The 16,319-nt window shown below is 47.5% G+C and carries 13 protein-coding genes; 11 read left to right on the top strand and 2 right to left on the bottom strand.

From position 1 onward, the window contains the following. The 10 genes from ABCW47_RS13835 (at position 1) to ABCW47_RS13880 (ending at position 11,887) form a co-directional block, all read left to right on the top strand. Complete coding sequence (locus ABCW47_RS13835; protein WP_343210528.1) at positions 1–1,182, top strand: phosphoglycerate dehydrogenase; 1,182 nt, start codon at positions 1–3, stop codon at positions 1,180–1,182. 27 nt (positions 1,183–1,209) lie between these two features. Then, positions 1,210–2,406, top strand: coding sequence for an LL-diaminopimelate aminotransferase (locus ABCW47_RS13840; protein ID WP_343210529.1), 1,197 nt, complete (start codon positions 1,210–1,212; stop codon positions 2,404–2,406). A gap of 250 nt (positions 2,407–2,656) precedes the next feature. Further along, complete coding sequence (locus ABCW47_RS13845) at positions 2,657–3,895, top strand: DUF1015 domain-containing protein (protein WP_343210530.1); 1,239 nt, start codon at positions 2,657–2,659, stop codon at positions 3,893–3,895. 43 nt (positions 3,896–3,938) lie between these two features. Continuing rightward, the gene (locus tag ABCW47_RS13850; RefSeq protein ID WP_343210531.1) at positions 3,939–4,784 is read left to right on the top strand and encodes a mechanosensitive ion channel family protein; all 846 of its coding nucleotides are present in this window, start codon (positions 3,939–3,941) and stop codon (positions 4,782–4,784) included. A 276-nt stretch (positions 4,785–5,060) separates the two neighbouring features. Beyond that, a complete protein-coding gene (locus tag ABCW47_RS13855; protein WP_343210533.1) occupies positions 5,061–7,166 on the top strand; it encodes a glutamine synthetase III family protein in 2,106 nt (701 codons plus the stop codon). 157 nt (positions 7,167–7,323) lie between these two features. After that, positions 7,324–7,677, top strand: coding sequence for an MGMT family protein (locus ABCW47_RS13860; protein WP_343210534.1), 354 nt, complete (start codon positions 7,324–7,326; stop codon positions 7,675–7,677). Between the two features lie 405 nt (positions 7,678–8,082). After that, on the top strand, positions 8,083–10,704 hold the full coding sequence (locus ABCW47_RS13865) for a calcium-translocating P-type ATPase, PMCA-type (protein WP_343210535.1): 2,622 nt from the start codon (positions 8,083–8,085) through the stop codon (positions 10,702–10,704). Positions 10,705–10,707: 3 nt separating this feature from the next. After that, the gene (locus tag ABCW47_RS13870; RefSeq protein WP_343210536.1) at positions 10,708–10,959 is read left to right on the top strand and encodes a kinase to dihydroxyacetone kinase; all 252 of its coding nucleotides are present in this window, start codon (positions 10,708–10,710) and stop codon (positions 10,957–10,959) included. A gap of 84 nt (positions 10,960–11,043) precedes the next feature. Further along, complete coding sequence (locus ABCW47_RS13875) at positions 11,044–11,679, top strand: DUF3796 domain-containing protein (RefSeq protein ID WP_343210537.1); 636 nt, start codon at positions 11,044–11,046, stop codon at positions 11,677–11,679. Position 11,680: 1 nt separating this feature from the next. Continuing rightward, on the top strand, positions 11,681–11,887 hold the full coding sequence (locus ABCW47_RS13880) for a helix-turn-helix transcriptional regulator (RefSeq protein WP_343210538.1): 207 nt from the start codon (positions 11,681–11,683) through the stop codon (positions 11,885–11,887). Positions 11,888–11,972: 85 nt separating this feature from the next. Here ABCW47_RS13880 and ABCW47_RS13885 read toward each other — a convergent pair whose 3' ends face one another. Continuing rightward, complete coding sequence (locus ABCW47_RS13885) at positions 11,973–13,112, bottom strand: AI-2E family transporter (RefSeq protein WP_343210539.1); 1,140 nt, start codon at positions 13,110–13,112, stop codon at positions 11,973–11,975. Further along, on the bottom strand, positions 13,112–14,485 hold the full coding sequence (argH, locus tag ABCW47_RS13890) for an argininosuccinate lyase (RefSeq protein ID WP_343210540.1): 1,374 nt from the start codon (positions 14,483–14,485) through the stop codon (positions 13,112–13,114). Before argH ends, ABCW47_RS13885 begins: the two co-directional genes overlap by 1 nt. Positions 14,486–14,773: 288 nt before the next feature. Between argH and ABCW47_RS13895 the strand changes: the two genes are divergently transcribed. Next, positions 14,774–16,276 carry a carboxypeptidase M32 gene (locus tag ABCW47_RS13895; RefSeq protein WP_343210541.1) on the top strand — a complete coding sequence of 501 codons (1,503 nt, stop codon included), beginning with the start codon at positions 14,774–14,776 and terminating at the stop codon, positions 16,274–16,276. Positions 16,277–16,319: the final 43 nt, after the last annotated feature.

Consider the following 16,319-nt stretch of genomic DNA (forward strand, 5'->3'; position numbering starts at 1 on the left):
ATGGCAAAAATAAATTGTTTAAATAAGATCAGTAATGTAGGACTGGATTTATTAGATAAGAACTATGAAATGACAGATAACTTTAGCGAGGCGGATGCCGCGCTGGTCAGAAGCGCCAATATGCACGAGATGGATCTTCCGGAATCTCTTCTGGCAATCGGAAGAGCCGGCGCTGGCGTCAATAATATTCCGCTGGATAAATGTGCGGAGAAGGGTATCGTTGTATTTAATACCCCCGGCGCGAATGCAAACGGCGTAAAGGAACTGGTGCTTGCCAGCCTGATGCTGGCTTCCCGTGACATCATCGGCGGCGTGGAATGGTTGGAAAGCGTGAAAGACGATCCGGATGTTGCCAAATTGGTTGAGAAAAATAAATCCAAATTTGCCGGCAAAGAAGTGTCTGGCAAGAAGATGGGTGTTATCGGTCTGGGCGCTATCGGCGTTATCGTAGCCAATGTGGCTACTCATCTGGGTATGGAAGTATACGGATGCGATCCTTATATTTCGATTGATCACGCGTGGAGACTTTCCAGAAGCGTGAACCAGGCAAAAACCAGAGAGGAAATCTTTAAAGAGTGCGATTATATCACGATGCATGTACCGCTGTTAGATGATACCAGAGAGATGATCAATAAAGACACCATTGCCATGATGAAGGACGGCGCGGTTATCTTAAACTTCTCCAGAGATCTGCTGGTAAACGACGACGACATGAAGGAAGCGCTGGAATCCGGCAAGATTGGAAAATATATCACCGATTTCCCGAATCCGAAGACGGTAAATATGAAAAACTGTATTGCAATCCCCCATCTGGGAGCTTCCACGGAAGAATCAGAGGATAACTGTGCAGTGATGGCGGTAAAACAGATCCGCACCTATCTGGAGCACGGTAATATTGTGAACTCCGTCAATTTCCCCAACTGTGACGCCGGTGTCTGTGAGACCGACGGAAGGATCGCGGTTCTTCACAGAAATATTCCTCATATGCTCAACCAGTTTACCAATGTATTCTCTTCTATGAACATTAACATTGAGCACATGGTAAATAAGAGCAAAGGCGATTATGCATACACGGTGATGGATTATTTCCTGAAGGATGGCTGCAAGGATATCTCTACAAAGGAAATTCTGGATAAATTCCAGACCATTGACGGCGTATTGAGAGTAAGAGTAATCAAATAAAGAAAAAGTAAGGAGGCCACGCAGCCCATGGTTAAGTTAAATGAGAATTACCGGAATTTAAAAGAAAGTTATCTGTTCTCTGAAATTGCCCATAGAGTTGCCGCCTATACGGAAAAGCATCCGGATAAAAAGGTGATCCGCCTTGGCATCGGCGATGTGACGCTGCCTCTCTGTGAGAAGGTTATTGATAACCTTCACGAGGCGGTGGACGAGATGGGTAAGGCAGAGACATTTAAGGGATATGGACCGGAGCAGGGCTATGATTTTCTGAGAGAGGCGATTTTGGACTATTATGCCCGCAATGGCGTAACCATTGAGAAGGATGAGATATTTGTAAGCGATGGAGCCAAGAGCGATACCGGCAATATCACAGACCTTTTTGCTGTGGATAATGTGATTCTGATTCCCGACCCGGTCTATCCGGTCTATGTTGATACCAATACGATGAACGGCAGAAAGATCGTTTACTGTGATGCGAATAAAGAAAACGACTTCCTGCCCATGCCGGACAAAAATGTCCATGCAGATATTATCTATATCTGCTCCCCGAACAATCCCACCGGCGCCGCTTACAATGCGGCTCAGCTGAAGGAGTGGGTGGATTATGCACTGGAGAATCAGGCGGTTATCCTGTATGATTCCGCCTATGAGTGTTTCATTGACGATCCTGTTCTCCCCAGAAGCATCTTTGCTATTGAGGGAGCGAAGAAATGTGCGGTAGAGTTCTGCTCACTGTCAAAGACAGCCGGCTTTACGGGAACACGCTGCGGCTATACCATCGTGCCGAAGGAGCTGTCCTTTCCGTGTGCTGACGGAACGGTGATGTCCATGAATAAGATGTGGAACCGTCGCCAGACAACGAAATTTAATGGTGTTTCTTATATTGTTCAGAAGGGCGCTGCTGCCGTTTTCTCCGAGGAAGGCATGGCTCAGGCTAAGAAGAACATCGAGTTTTATAAGGGCAATGCGAAAGTAATTGCGGATACTCTTACGAAGAAAAATATTCCGTTTTACGGCGGAGTGAACTCGCCCTATATCTGGTTTGAGTGCCCCGGCGGAATGGACTCCTGGACGTTTTTCGATTATCTGCTGGAGAACGCTCAGATTGTCGGTACGCCAGGCGCTGGCTTTGGTACAAACGGTACCAACTACTTCCGGCTGACTTCATTCGGAAGCCGGGAGAATACAATAGAAGCAATGGAGCGGTTTGACCGCTTGTTCTAAATCAATGTATCAGACGGGAATCGGAAGACAGATCAAGCAAACCGGATGACGGCCTGCTTGCCGTATAGTAGCCGGTTCCCGTTTTCTGATTGTATCATGGAAGTAGATAAGACTCCCACCTCAATAGGTGGTGAGTAAATAACAAATTCGTCTTGGGGGGAGCCCAGTCTCCTTCCAGGATAAAGCCTCCGGCGGCTCGCAGCAAGTACGCCGAGGCGTACTTGAATATGAAAACAAAGGAGGATGGAAAATGGCGGTAATCAGACCATTTCCCTGTGTCCGGCCCGCAAAAGAGCTTGCATCCAGAGTCGCTGCCCTGCCCTATGATGTATACAGCAGGGCAGAGGCAAAGGCTGAGGCAGGGAAGGAACCATTGTCTTTTTTAAATATTGACCGTCCGGAGACTCAGTTTGAGGAGACGGTGGATATGTACAGCGAACGGGTATACCAAAAGGCCCGGGAACTGTTTGAACAGCAGGTGGGAGAAGGCGTCTACATAGAGGATAACGTTCCCTGCTATTATTTGTACGAACTGGTCATGGACGGGAGAAGCCAGGATGGGATCGTGGCCTGTGCTTCGATTGATGACTATCAGAGCGGCGTTATTAAAAAGCATGAGAATACCAGAGAGGAAAAGGAACAGGACCGGATTCGCCATGTAACTGTCATGGATGCTCAGACAGGCCCTATTTTTCTTACTTACCGCTCAGAGCCTGTGATAAATGAAATTATGAGCCGCACGAAAATGCAGGAGGCGGAGTACGATTTTACGTCGGAGGACGGGATTACCCACAGAGTGTGGGCGATAGATGCTTTGGATGACAGTAGAGCGCTGGAAGAAGCGTTTCGGAAGATCAACCAGATCTACATAGCGGACGGACACCATAGGGCGGCCTCCGCAGTTAAGGTGGGATTGAATAAGAGAGAGCAGCAGCCCGGCTATACAGGCGAAGAAGAATTCAATTATTTCCTGTCGGTGCTGTTTCCTCATGACCAGCTGAAAATTCTTCCTTATAACCGGGTTGTAGCTGACTTGAACGGACTTAGCATTCCGGAATTTCTGAATCGGTGTGCAGAGAATTTTGAAGTGAAACCCTGGAAAGACGGAGTATGTGAGCCGGATGCAAAGGGCATTATCGGCATGTATCTGGACGGCAGATGGTACCGGCTCAGAATAAAGGATGCACTGCGTACCAGTGATCCAGTGGAGGGGCTGGATGTATCTTTGCTTCAGGATCATCTGCTGGCGCCGGTACTTGGAATTGAAGATCCCAGGACTGACAAGCGGATTGACTTTGTAGGGGGTATCCGGGGAAGCGAAGAACTGGAACGCCGGGTCTGCGATGGGATGGCGGCAGCATTTGCCATGTATCCTACTTCCATTGAAGAACTTCTGGCTGTTGCGGATGCGGGAAGGCTGATGCCGCCCAAATCCACATGGTTTGAGCCCAAACTGCGCAGCGGCCTGTTTATCCACAGGCTCTCCTGAATGCCTGGCAGTTTTATTTTATGAGTGATAGAAGGAGTTAGCAATGCCGGAAAATTTGCGGGATTTATCTTATTATGTTGATTTATTTGCTCCGAAGGTGATCAGTTTTCTGCTGGAATTAATACTGGCTCTGGTGGTATTCTGGATCGGCAAAAAAATAATCCGTGGCGTATTAAAGCTGTTTAACCGTATTTTTACCAGAGCTGGAATGGAGCTGAGTGTCTCCGGTTTTTTGAACGCGGTGATCCGTACCGGGCTTTATATTCTTCTGATTATGGCGATCACGGAGGTAATCGGAATTGGTGCCAGCGCGATTATTGCACTGGTGGGCTCGGCGGGGCTGACTCTGGGACTCGCATTTCAGGGAAGCCTGTCCAATTTTGCGGGCGGTGTTTTAATTATACTGATGAAACCCTTTAAGGTGGGGGATTTCATTATTGCGGGAAATGATTCGGGAACGGTCAGTTCCATCGATATTTTCTATACGCGCATTATCACGCCGGATAACCGGATGACGGTGATTCCCAACGGCACCCTGACCAATATGAGCCTGATCAATGTGACAAGTGAACCGGTCCGCAGGCTGGATCTGGTGGTTTCTGTGGACTATTCGGAAAATATCCAGAAGGTGAAACATCTGCTCGCAGAGCTTGCCATGGAGGAAGAACGGATTTTAAAGGACAGAGATATTGATATATTTGTAAATAACTTTGATCCCAGCGCAATCTCCATCGGCTTTCGCATCTGGACATTAAGCGAGAATTACTGGCCTCTGAAATGGCATCTGCTGGAGAGAATCAAAGAGAAATTTGATGAAAATAATATCACGATTCCGTTCGATCAGCTGGATGTAAACCTGGTGGGTCAGATGAGTGAGAAGCCGCAGTAATGGCAATGTTGCACGAAAAACATAATAATTTGATTTCAAAACCCATGAAATCTGCCAAAATTGAAATTGTCCTCAAAAAAAGACTTTTCAACCAGGATAAAAAGTGTTATGTTATTTGTGAACTTAAGATATGTTAAGTCGGAACAAGGGTGTTCTCAATGTGTTGAGGACACCTTTTTCTTACTTTAGATAAATTGAAAGGCTGTCCGGCACAGAACCCGGGTTTTAAAAGTTTGCCGAGTGACATAAAGATTGAAATGGAAGGATGGAGTTAAGATGACGAATGTAACAGAAATTTTCGGTAAGAATGTTTTTAACGATGCAGTCATGAGAGACCGTTTACCTAAGAAAACGTATGCGGCTCTGAAAAAAACCATCGACGAAGGGGCCGACCTGGACCCTGAGGTTGCGGAAGTCGTGGCAAATGCCATGAAGGACTGGGCAATTGAGAAGGGTGCAACCCATTATACCCACTGGTTCCAGCCTATGACAGGTGTTACTGCTGAGAAACATGATTCTTTCATCAGTCCCATCGGCGGCGGGCAGGTCATTATGGACTTCTCCGGCAAAGAGCTGATCAAAGGTGAACCGGATGCGTCATCTTTTCCGTCCGGGGGATTAAGAGCCACATTTGAAGCCAGGGGCTATACAGCGTGGGATTGTACTTCACCGGCATTTTTGAAGGAAGATGCAACCGGCATTACGCTCTGTATCCCAACCGCGTTCTGTGCCTATACCGGGGAGGCTCTGGATAAGAAAACTCCGCTTCTGAGGTCTATGGAGGCGATAAGCAAACAAGCAGTGCGGATTTTGAAGCTGTTCGGTTTTCCGGGAGTGGAAAGTGTATCCTGTTCCGTGGGACCGGAGCAGGAGTACTTCCTGATTGATAAAAACAATTATATGAAACGGGAAGACCTGATTTTTACAGGCCGTACCCTGTTCGGTGCTATGCCGCCCAAGGGCCAGGAACTGGATGATCATTATTTCGGCACGATCAGGGAGCGGATCGGCTCCTTTATGCAGGAACTGAATGTGGAATTGTGGAAGCTGGGAATTACCGCGAAAACACAGCATAATGAGGTGGCGCCTGCCCAGCATGAGCTGGCTCCTATTTATAATAGTGCCAACGTGGCTACCGACCACAATCAGCTGATCATGGAGATCATGAAAAAGGTGGCAAACCGCCATGGACTCAGCTGCCTGCTCCATGAAAAACCGTTTGCAGGGGTAAATGGCTCAGGCAAGCATGATAACTGGTCTCTGGTGAGCAATACCGGGATCAACCTGTTATATCCCGGCAAAAAGCCTCATGAAAATAGACTGTTTCTCTTAGTATTGTCTGCAATTCTGAAAGGGGTGGATACCCACGCAGATTTGCTCAGGCTCTCTGCCTCCAATACGGGTAATGATCACAGGCTGGGGGCAAACGAAGCTCCGCCGGCTATTATCTCTGTATTCCTGGGCGACCAGCTGGAGGATGTCCTGGTACAGATTATAGAGAATGGTTCCGCCACTTCAAGTATAAGGGGTTCCAAGCTGAACATCGGTGTACATACCCTGCCCGAATTATCCAAGGATACCACGGACCGGAACCGTACGTCCCCATTTGCGTTTACAGGCAATAAATTCGAGTTCAGAATGGTTGGATCTTCCATGTCAATCGCAGGCCCGAATACCACGCTAAATGCCATTGTGGCGGAAGAGTTTGAGGAGATCGCCGATGAGCTGGAGAAGGCTGCCGATTTTGACAGCGCGGTGTGTGAGATCATCCGGAGAAATGTAACAGAGCATCAGAGAATCGTCTTTAACGGCAACGGCTATTCCGACGCATGGGTGGAGGAAGCGGAAAGAAGGGGACTTCCCAATCTGAAATCTTTTGTGGATTCAATTCCTGCGCTGACCACGGAGAAGGCGATCAGGCTGTTCGAGAAGCAGAAGGTGTACACGGAATCCGAGCTGAGAGCCCGTTCTGAAATTCAGTATGAGGCATATTCAAAAGCCATCAACATTGAAGCCAGAACAATGATAGACATGGCATCCAAGCTGTATATTCCGGCGATTATTAAATATACTACGGTGCTGGCCGAGAATATCAATATGATAACTTCCGCTGTCCCCGCTGCCGACGTAAGCGTGCAGACAGATCTTCTGGTGAAGACTTCGAATCTTCTGGCCGGGGCGAAAAACGCACTTTCCAGGCTGGAGGCTGTTACGGCGGAGGCTGCAGGGATGGAAGAGGGTGCAAAAAAGGCGAATTTCTTCCACGATGTGGTATTTGAAGTGATGACTGAGCTGAGAACCCCGATTGATGAACTGGAGATGATCGTGGATAAAGAGTTCTGGCCGGTTCCTCAGTATGGCGATATGCTGTTTGAAGTTTAAATTTCCACGTTGAAGTAAGCCATCAGGTAAAAAATAAGCACAGCTATAAAACCAGGAAGCCGGAGAAAGATTATCTTCTTTCTCCGGCTTCTTGATTTTGCAATGGAAGAAGTTTCCTGCTATGATAGAGGAGAGCCAAAAAGAGAGGATGAACCAAATGGACTTTTATAGAAGGGTCAAACTGGTCTGCGAACATATTCCCAGGGGAAAAGTAGCCACCTACGGACAGATTGCCCTGCTCTGCGGCATGCCCCGGTATTCCAGGGCCGTGGGCTATGCCTTGAAGAAAGGTCTGGCTGGAGAGGGGTACGCGCACCGGGTGGTAAACCATCAGGGCTTTTTAAGCGGTGCCGCTAATTTTGAAAAACCGGATACACAGAAAAAGCTGCTGCGCAGTGAAATGGTGAAGGTGAGCCGGGACAACAGAGTGGACTTAAAAAAGTATGGATGGGATAATTCACTGGATGAAGCATTGCTGCTTCGGAATATGTTTGAAGAGGCAGGAATATAGGTGAAACTGAATGAAAACAATCGGTCACAGAAAGTAAATTGACGCGGACGGTATTGTAAAAATCAGTAAAAAGGGGTATTAATAAAGTTAGCGTCGATGTACAAAGGGACACACGGTCGGATAAAGGCGAATTTTAGTACCTGCTGCGTTACTTTCATTCCACGTACGTCTCTGTACGTGTCATTCAAGTGCCTTACAGGGACTAAAATTCGTTCTTTCCCGACTCCCTGACCTCAGCCATGAAGATTTTACGGTTTTTCAAGGCAGACGATTGAGGCGTGCTGGATGCACGCTGATTGAGGATAACGCAGAAAACCCGTAAAATACCTTGGCTGAGGCGTGTATTCCTTTGTAAATCGACGCTACCATGCCTTATGGGCAAATAAAATTCGGGAGGTGCGGTATTTGTCACCACACAGTGAACCATTGGAACAGATTCTGTCAGAATTGAAAACGAATGAAGCAAGAGGACTTACTGCGGCGCAGGTGCAGGAATACATTCAGAAGTTCGGAGAAAATAGACTGAAGGAGAAGAAAAAGAAGTCAAATCTGAGACGCTTTCTGGAACAGTTTAAGGATGTGATGATTTTAATCCTGATCGCTGCGGCTGTGGTATCCTTTGTGATCGCGTGCTATGAAGGGGAGCCGAAGGAATTCTTTGAGCCGGTGCTGATTCTGCTCATTGTGGTCATGAATGCAGTGATGGGGATGATGCAGGAGAGCAAGGCAGAGAAGGCATTAGACGCCCTTAAAAGTTTGTCTGCGCCCCATGCGAGGGTAATCCGTGATGGAAAGGAACAGGTAATTGATGCCGTTCATCTGGTGCCGGGAGATATTATTAAACTGGAGGCAGGAGACTTTATACCTGCGGACGCCAGACTGATTCATTCTGTCAGTCTGAAAGCGGAAGAATCCGCGCTGACCGGAGAGTCGGTTCCTTCGGAAAAATCAGCGGATACAGCGGTTGCCGGAAATGCGCCTCTGGGAGACCGGAGCAATATGGTCTTTTCCGGATGCAGCGTTACTTACGGAACGGCAGTGGCCGTCGTCACCGCCACTGGCATGAATACGGAGATGGGCAGAATAGCTAATCTGCTGGAGGGGGAGGAAGAAACACAGACCCCCCTGCAGAAAAAGCTGGCTAATCTGGGGAAATATCTGGGAATCATGGCTCTTGCGGCCTGCGGTATTATATTTGTCATTGGCCTGATGAATGGCATCCCGGTGATGGAGATATTCATGACCGCGGTCTCTCTGGCAGTTTCTGCGATACCGGAAGGGCTTCCTGCTATTGTCACGATTGTACTGTCCATCGGCGTACAGCGGATGGTGAAAAAGAATGCTATTATACGACGGCTTCCCGCGGTAGAAACCCTGGGCAGCGCGTCTATCATTTGTTCTGATAAAACCGGTACACTGACCCAGAACCGGATGACTCTGGTGAAGGGTTATGTGGATGGGGAGAAAGAGATGGAGGAGATCGGCAGCAGCAATACGGAGCAGATCCGCAGACTGCTGATGTATGCCACTCTGTGTTCCGACGGCTCGGTTGTTGTGGAGGACGGGAAGGAAAAACACATTGGGGACCCGACGGAAACCTCTATTGTGCTGGCGGCACTTCGAAACGGCATGGAGAAAGAGGAATTAAACCGTTCCTGTCCCAGGCTGGCGGAACTGCCCTTTGATTCTGACAGAAAGCTGATGACTTCTGTGAATCGTATTGACGGGGAGCTGATTGTCATTGTAAAGGGAGCCTTTGACGTGATGTCCTCCCGCTGTGTGGGCGGAAATATTGACCGGGCAAGGGAGCTTACGGAAGAGATGAGCCGCGAGGCTCTGAGAGTGCTGGCGGTAGGCTATAAGAAAATTGACGCTCTGCCTTCGGAACCTACATCGGAGGATCTGGAAAATGGACTGACCCTGATGGGGCTGGTGGGAATGATAGATCCGCCGAGACCGGAGGTTAGGGATGCTGTTGCGGTCTGCCGCAGGGCAGGGATCAAACCGGTTATGATTACCGGGGATCATGTAGTGACGGCATCGGCAATTGCAAAGGATCTGGGTATTTTTGAGGAGGGCGATGAGGCGGTTACCGGCGCTGAACTGGACGCTATGTCAGACGGAGAACTCAATGAGCGTGTCCGCCGCATCAGCGTCTACGCCAGAGTATCTCCTGAAAATAAGATCCGTATCGTAAAAGCGTGGCAGACCCAGGGCGAGGTGGTGTCCATGACCGGGGACGGAGTGAATGACGCACCCGCACTAAAGGCCGCTGATATCGGCTGCGCTATGGGTATCACAGGCACCGATGTGGCGAAAGGCGCGGCGGATATGACGCTGACCGACGATAATTTCACCACTATTGTAGATGCCGTGAGAGAGGGCAGAGGCATCTATGCCAATATCAAGAAGGTGGTAGGCTTCCTGCTGGGCACTAATATCGGCGAGGTGGTCACCGTATTTGCAGCAATGCTTCTGTGGCATAAGAGCCCTCTTTTATCCATGCAGCTGCTCTGGATCAACTTGGTGACAGACAGTCTTCCTGCCGTGGCCCTGGGAATGGAAGCGGTGGAGTCCGATGTCATGGACTATCCGCCCAAATCCAGGAATGAGGGTATCTTTGCCAATGGTTTTGGGATAAGGACTGCACTTCAGGGACTGATGTTTGGAGCATTGTCTCTGTTTGCATTCCGATATGCCTGGAATACAACAGGAAGTGTGGAGGGCGGACGTACCCTGGCCTTTATGGTGCTGTCTCTATCGCAGATTGTGCAGGCATTTAATATGCGGTCGAACCATTCCCTGTTCAAAACCGGGTTTTTCGGCAACCGGAAGCTGAATATGGCAGCGCTGCTTTCTTTCGTTCTGGTGCTGCTAGTTCTGTTTACCCCGCTGTCTGTGGCATTTGGTCTGATACGGCTGGATGCGAGTCTGTACCTGGCGGGATTGGGACTGTGCCTGGTGCCTCTGGTCGTTATGGAGCTCTCGAAAGCATTTGGCCTGATTAAACATGAAGGAGGAAAGTAGAACATGTTAGAATATAAGTATGATACACAGCTTTTGATTGAAGGAGAAAACCTTTCTGAGGATGATATTACGGAATATATTACAGAACACATCCAGGGCGACTGCCTGCTGGCTGTAGGAGATGAAGAATTGATCAAAATTCATTTCCATACGAACACACCCTGGAAGGTGCTGGAATATGCGGCTTCTCTGGGCGAGGTTTATGATGTGGTGATAGAAAACATGCAGAGACAGTCGGACGGTCTGCAGGGTTAAAATGTAAAACTTCATTGACAGCTCAGCATGTAAGTGATATATTTATCACATAATAAGACAAATACATCACTTTCGGAGGGCTATATGAAAAAGAAGAGATTCCATCTGTTAATCGTCCTTATTGTTTTAGAACTTGCGGCATGTGCCTATGACGTTATTTATAATGAATCCAGAATTGTAAAACCACTGGACCTGGCATCGTATCAGTTCCGGGCCGGTGACCTGCCCTTAATGGTAATGACCGTACTTCTGGTTTTGTATGTTATAATCCAGGCGATCCGCTATTTTGCAGAAAACCTGAAGAAGGGAAAGGTGCAGGAGGCCAACAGAACCCGAACGGTAAGCCCGCGCTTTGGCTGGTTCGGATTCTTCGGTCTGATCGGATTTTTGGGTATACCCGCGTATATCACACAGCAGCAGGTCTGGCCATTCTTTTTCTTTATTTTCTTCGGCTTTTTTGGTTTCTTCTATGAGGGTAAATTGAGCAGTACGCTGATCGACGAGCGGTTTAAAGAAGAACAGATGCGGGCACAGCTGACGTCCTACAGACTGGGGTTCACCCTTTTATGGATTGTAACCTGGTTTACCGGCGTTATGGGAGATCGGCTGCGCACAGATTATGTGGCGCTGATCTTTACGGTCGCATCCTCATTGATCATTGCACTTGTTTTATTCTTAAACAACTACCTGCTTTATAAGTATGACACAGGGGAAGAATAAGATGGGGACGGAGAATTTTACCTGTAATCTGAAGAAATACCGGCAGCAGAAGGAAATGACCCAGGAGCAGCTGGCTAATCTGGTGGGAGTCAGGAGAGAGACGATTATGAGGCTTGAGAAAGCGCAGTACAATCCTTCTTTAAAACTGGCCATTGATATATCCAGGGCGGTAGACGTGCCGATCGAAGAGCTGTTTATATTTGATTAATTAAGACAATAAAAAAGAAGTGTCTGTGGAATCATTCCTCAGGTACTTCTTTTTTATAAACTTATTTATAACTTTACTGCAGCCGTTATTTTTCTGTTTGCAGCACATTCTTTTTTTCTTTTCTGTTCCGCACAAATTCTGACGTCAGCTGATAGATGATTGCCATAACCGGCACTCCGAGAAGCATGCCCAGCACACCGCCCAGACCGCCGCCGATCATGACGCCGGCGAAAACCCAGAGGGCCGGCAGACCCATTTTGCTGCCGACAACCCTTGGATAGATCAGATCCCCTTCTACCTGCTGCAGGATGATGATAAATACGATAAACCAGAACGCTTTCACCGGATTGATCATAAGCAGGATAAAGACGGCCGGTACACAGCCGATAATAGCACCCAGAATCGGAATGAGGCTGGTAACGCCGATAATCACACTGATAAGCAGGGCATAGTCAAATCGGAAAATGACCATACCGATAAAACAAAGGGAGCCTAAAACAAGAGCTTCCGTCACCTGCCCTTTGATAAAAAGAGTAAAGGTACGGCCAGAGACCCTGCCTACATGCAGGACTTTATTTAAGACCTTTTCCGGCAGACAGGCGGCAAGCAGATCGTTGGCCTGTCTGAGCAGATGCTCCTTATCGGACAGTACATACACCGACACGATAAAAGACATCACCAGATTGACCACGCCCCGGACCGTGCCTGTGGCAAATCCCACCAGGTGGGGGAAGAGAGTCTGAACCACGCTCACCCCGCCGTTGAAGAAGGACTTGATGTAGCTGTTGATCATATCTGCGTCTATCTGAGTAAAATCAATCTTGCTGAAATCAATTTTACTGACCAGATCCCTGACAAAAGAATCCAGCTGGGCCAGATAATTATCCAGATTCATATAGAGCCGGTTGACGCTCTCACCCAGCTGCGGTATGAGAAACAGAATAACAGCAGCCACAAAGCCAAACAGCAGCAGATAAGATAAAGCCAGAGAAATATATTTACCGGCCTTGCCCCTGCCAAAACGGAAATGGGAAAATAGTTTCCGGATAAAGCTGTACAGAATATTTACAACAAAGGCGATGGCCAGTCCTACCAGAAGAGGGGAGATCACCTGCAGAATCAGGCCCAGAAACGAACCGATACGGTTAAAGTTTACCAGAACGCCTACAAATAGGACCAGCACAAACAGGATAAATATAATATCTTTTTTAAGTCGTTTATTCATCAGATTCCCAGATACTCCTTATTTTTTTCCAGTACATCGAGCATGGCCTGCCTGCCCGGCGCACCAATGGTATTTCTGGTATTGACGCAGGTTTCCAGGCTGATTGCTTCATAGATATCTTTCTGGAAAACAGGACATAAAGCCTGATACTCTTCCAGCGGAAGATCATCCAGAGAAATATCCTTCTTAAGACAGAGCAGCACCAGTTCACCTACAATACCGTGAGCGTCACGGAACGCAATCCCGTGTTTCACCAGATAGTCGGCCACATCAGTAGCATTGGTAAAGCCTTTCTTAGCGCTGCCTTCCATCTGATCCCTGCGAAAGGTAATGGTGGAGAGCATACCGGTAAACAGACCTACACAGCCCTTTACCGTATCAATCGCGTCAAAGGCCAGTTCTTTATCTTCCTGCATATCTTTATTATAGGCCAGAGGGATACCTTTCATAGTCGTAAGCAGAGAGATCAGAGCGCCGTATACCCTGCCCGTCTTGCCCCGGACTAACTCGGCAATATCGGGATTTTTCTTCTGCGGCATAATGCTGCTTCCCGTGCTGTAGGAGTCATCCAGTTCCACAAACCGGTATTCATTGGAATTCCAGAGTATAATCTCTTCACTGAACCGGCTTAAATGCATCATGACGACAGACAGCGCACTTAAGAATTCTATTAGATAATCCCTGTCTGATACGGAATCCATACTGTTTAAGGTGGGGCCGTCAAACCCCAGATACTCGGCGGTGAAATCCCGGTCCAGCGGATAGGTGGTTCCGGCCAGTGCACCGGCGCCCAGCGGACACAGATTCATCCTGTTGTAGATATCATCCAGACGGGAGCGGTCCCGCTTAAACATTTCAAAATAAGCCCCCATATGATGGGAGAGGGTAATCGGCTGCGCTTTCTGCAGATGGGTGAATCCAGGCATATAAGTATCCAGATTCTCTGTCATCAGTTTATAGAGAACGATCATCAGTTCCTTCAGAAGGCCGTCGATCTCTTCCAGCTCGTCCCGGATATAAAGCTTCATATCCAGGGCAACCTGATCATTGCGGCTCCGGCCGGTATGCAGCTTCTTGCCGGTCTCGCCGATCCGTTCAATCAGATGTTCTTCCACAAAGCTGTGGATATCCTCGGCAGAGGTATCGAATTCCAGGGCGCCGGTTTCAATATCATGTTTGATTTCCACAAGTCCGGCGATGATATCATCCCTTTCCTCATCTGTAAGTATTCCCTGTTTTGCCAGCATTGTTACGTGGGCGATACTGCCCTCGATATCCTGCCTGTAAAATTTCTGGTCAAAAGAAATGGAAGCATTAAAATTATGTACCAGTTGATTTGTTTCTTTCGTGAAGCGTCCGCCCCATAATTTCATAAGAAAAATCCCTCATTTCGTAATAAACAATAGTCATTGGCAACAAGACGTTCCGGCTAGTCCGGCCTGCCTGTTATGAGTTGTAAGTCCTGCCGGAGCAGGTGTTTCTTTATCTTAACCTGTTTTATCAAAGATTGCAACTATCCCCGGGTTTTACGGGGAATCCGGCATTAAAATTTAAAATGCGGGAATAAGCAAATGAAAAAAAGAAGATGATAGAAATCAGAGAGAAATTGAAGAAAGGCCGTTCTGCAGATGTATCTGCAGAAATGGGAATGGTAGAGTATTATGAATACGTATTATGAACGTTTACAGCCTTTTTTAGACCGCAGACTGGTGCTGTTTACGGCGCAGGTGCTGTCCGACTGGGATAACCAGACGCTTGCTCCAAAAGAAAGCGTGGAGTACACAGCAAAGGTTCTGGGGCTGATGGCAAAAGAATATTATCTGTGTCTGACGGACCCGGAGTTAACGCAGATTCTGGATAAACTCAAGACACCGAAGATCAGGGAACAGCTTACCGATAAGGAGAGGGCCATTTCTGATTATCTGAAAAAAGAACAGGATCAGTTAAAGCCCATTCCTCTGAATGAATACCAGAAGAGCCAGGAACTGGTTGTTTCAGCGGGAGCTGCCTGGCAGAAAGCAAGAGAAAAGGATGATTTTTCCGAGTTTGCTCCATTTCTGGAGCAGATTGTTGATCTGAAGAGGCAGTTCGTTAAATACAGAAAAAAAGGAAAGAAATCCGGATATGATATCTTATTGGAAGATTTTGAACCTGGATTTACTATGGAGAAGCTGGATCTTTTATTTAGCCGGATCAAGAAAGAACTCATACCCTTCATGAAGGAAATCTGCAAAAAGGCGGAAGCGGTGCCAAAGACCTATGAACAAAAAAAATTCGATCCGGAAAAACAGAAAAGCTACTCCAAATTTTTAAGCCTTTATCTGGGGATGAACGAAAACAGGAGCGTATTTGGAGAAAGTGCCCATCCCTTTACAATTGCGCTCCATAATCATGATGTCAGGCTGACCAATGCATTTCCGGAGAAAGGGTTTGAACAGCCCCTATTTTCCATTATACATGAGACGGGACATGGCTTATATGAGCTGGGTATTGCCGATGAGCTGACCCAGACTCCCGTCGGAGAAGGGGCCTCTATGGGAATGCATGAATCCCAGTCCCGCTTTTTTGAAAATATGCTGGGCAAGACAGAGGCATTCTGGGAACCCTTATTTCCTAAACTAAAAGAAATGTATCCGGAACAGCTGAAGGACCTGTCGCTGAACGATTTTATACTGGGGATAAACAAACCGATCCAGGGTCCGGTCAGAATCAACGCCGATGAGCTGACCTATCCGGTGCACATCATGATCCGCTATGAACTGGAAAAGGATTTGATTTCCGGAAAATTAAAGGTGAAAGATCTTCCGAAAGCCTGGAACAAAAAATATAAAGAATATCTGGATGTGACCGTGTCTTCCGATAAGGACGGCGTTCTTTCCGATGTCCACTGGTCAGGCGGTATGTTTGGCTATTTTCCCTCCTACGTGCTGGGAAGTGCGGCAGCAGCTCAGATCTATGACCATATCAGTACGGTTATGCCGGTAGAACAATATTTAAAAGATGGTAATATTCTCCCGATCCGGGAATATTTAAGGGAGCATATCCACCAGTTCGGAGCGATGAGAAGTACCAACGAACTGCTGCTTGATATGACAGGAGAAGAGTTTAACCCAGACTATTACATCCAGTATTTGAAAGAAAAATTCCGGAGCCTTTATGAATGAGAATCTGGTTTTATTCCATACTGTAGAATAGTGGCAAAAGAGA

Source organism: Anaerolentibacter hominis (assembly GCF_032380675.1).
Classification (GTDB): Bacteria; Bacillota; Clostridia; order Lachnospirales; family Lachnospiraceae; genus Anaerolentibacter; species Anaerolentibacter hominis.

Coding starts and splice junctions, on each gene's coding strand:
- ABCW47_RS13850 (WP_343210531.1), top strand. CDS start 3,939: ATGCCGGAAAATTTGCGGGATTTATCTTATTATGTTGATTTATTTGCT.
- ABCW47_RS13855 (WP_343210533.1), top strand. CDS start 5,061: ATGACGAATGTAACAGAAATTTTCGGTAAGAATGTTTTTAACGATGCA.
- ABCW47_RS13835 (WP_343210528.1), top strand. CDS start 1: ATGGCAAAAATAAATTGTTTAAATAAGATCAGTAATGTAGGACTGGAT.
- ABCW47_RS13860 (WP_343210534.1), top strand. CDS start 7,324: ATGGACTTTTATAGAAGGGTCAAACTGGTCTGCGAACATATTCCCAGG.
- argH (WP_343210540.1), bottom strand. CDS start 14,485: ATGAAATTATGGGGCGGACGCTTCACGAAAGAAACAAATCAACTGGTA.
- ABCW47_RS13840 (WP_343210529.1), top strand. CDS start 1,210: ATGGTTAAGTTAAATGAGAATTACCGGAATTTAAAAGAAAGTTATCTG.
- ABCW47_RS13895 (WP_343210541.1), top strand. CDS start 14,774: ATGAATACGTATTATGAACGTTTACAGCCTTTTTTAGACCGCAGACTG.
- ABCW47_RS13875 (WP_343210537.1), top strand. CDS start 11,044: ATGAAAAAGAAGAGATTCCATCTGTTAATCGTCCTTATTGTTTTAGAA.
- ABCW47_RS13870 (WP_343210536.1), top strand. CDS start 10,708: ATGTTAGAATATAAGTATGATACACAGCTTTTGATTGAAGGAGAAAAC.
- ABCW47_RS13885 (WP_343210539.1), bottom strand. CDS start 13,112: ATGAATAAACGACTTAAAAAAGATATTATATTTATCCTGTTTGTGCTG.
- ABCW47_RS13845 (WP_343210530.1), top strand. CDS start 2,657: ATGGCGGTAATCAGACCATTTCCCTGTGTCCGGCCCGCAAAAGAGCTT.
- ABCW47_RS13880 (WP_343210538.1), top strand. CDS start 11,681: ATGGGGACGGAGAATTTTACCTGTAATCTGAAGAAATACCGGCAGCAG.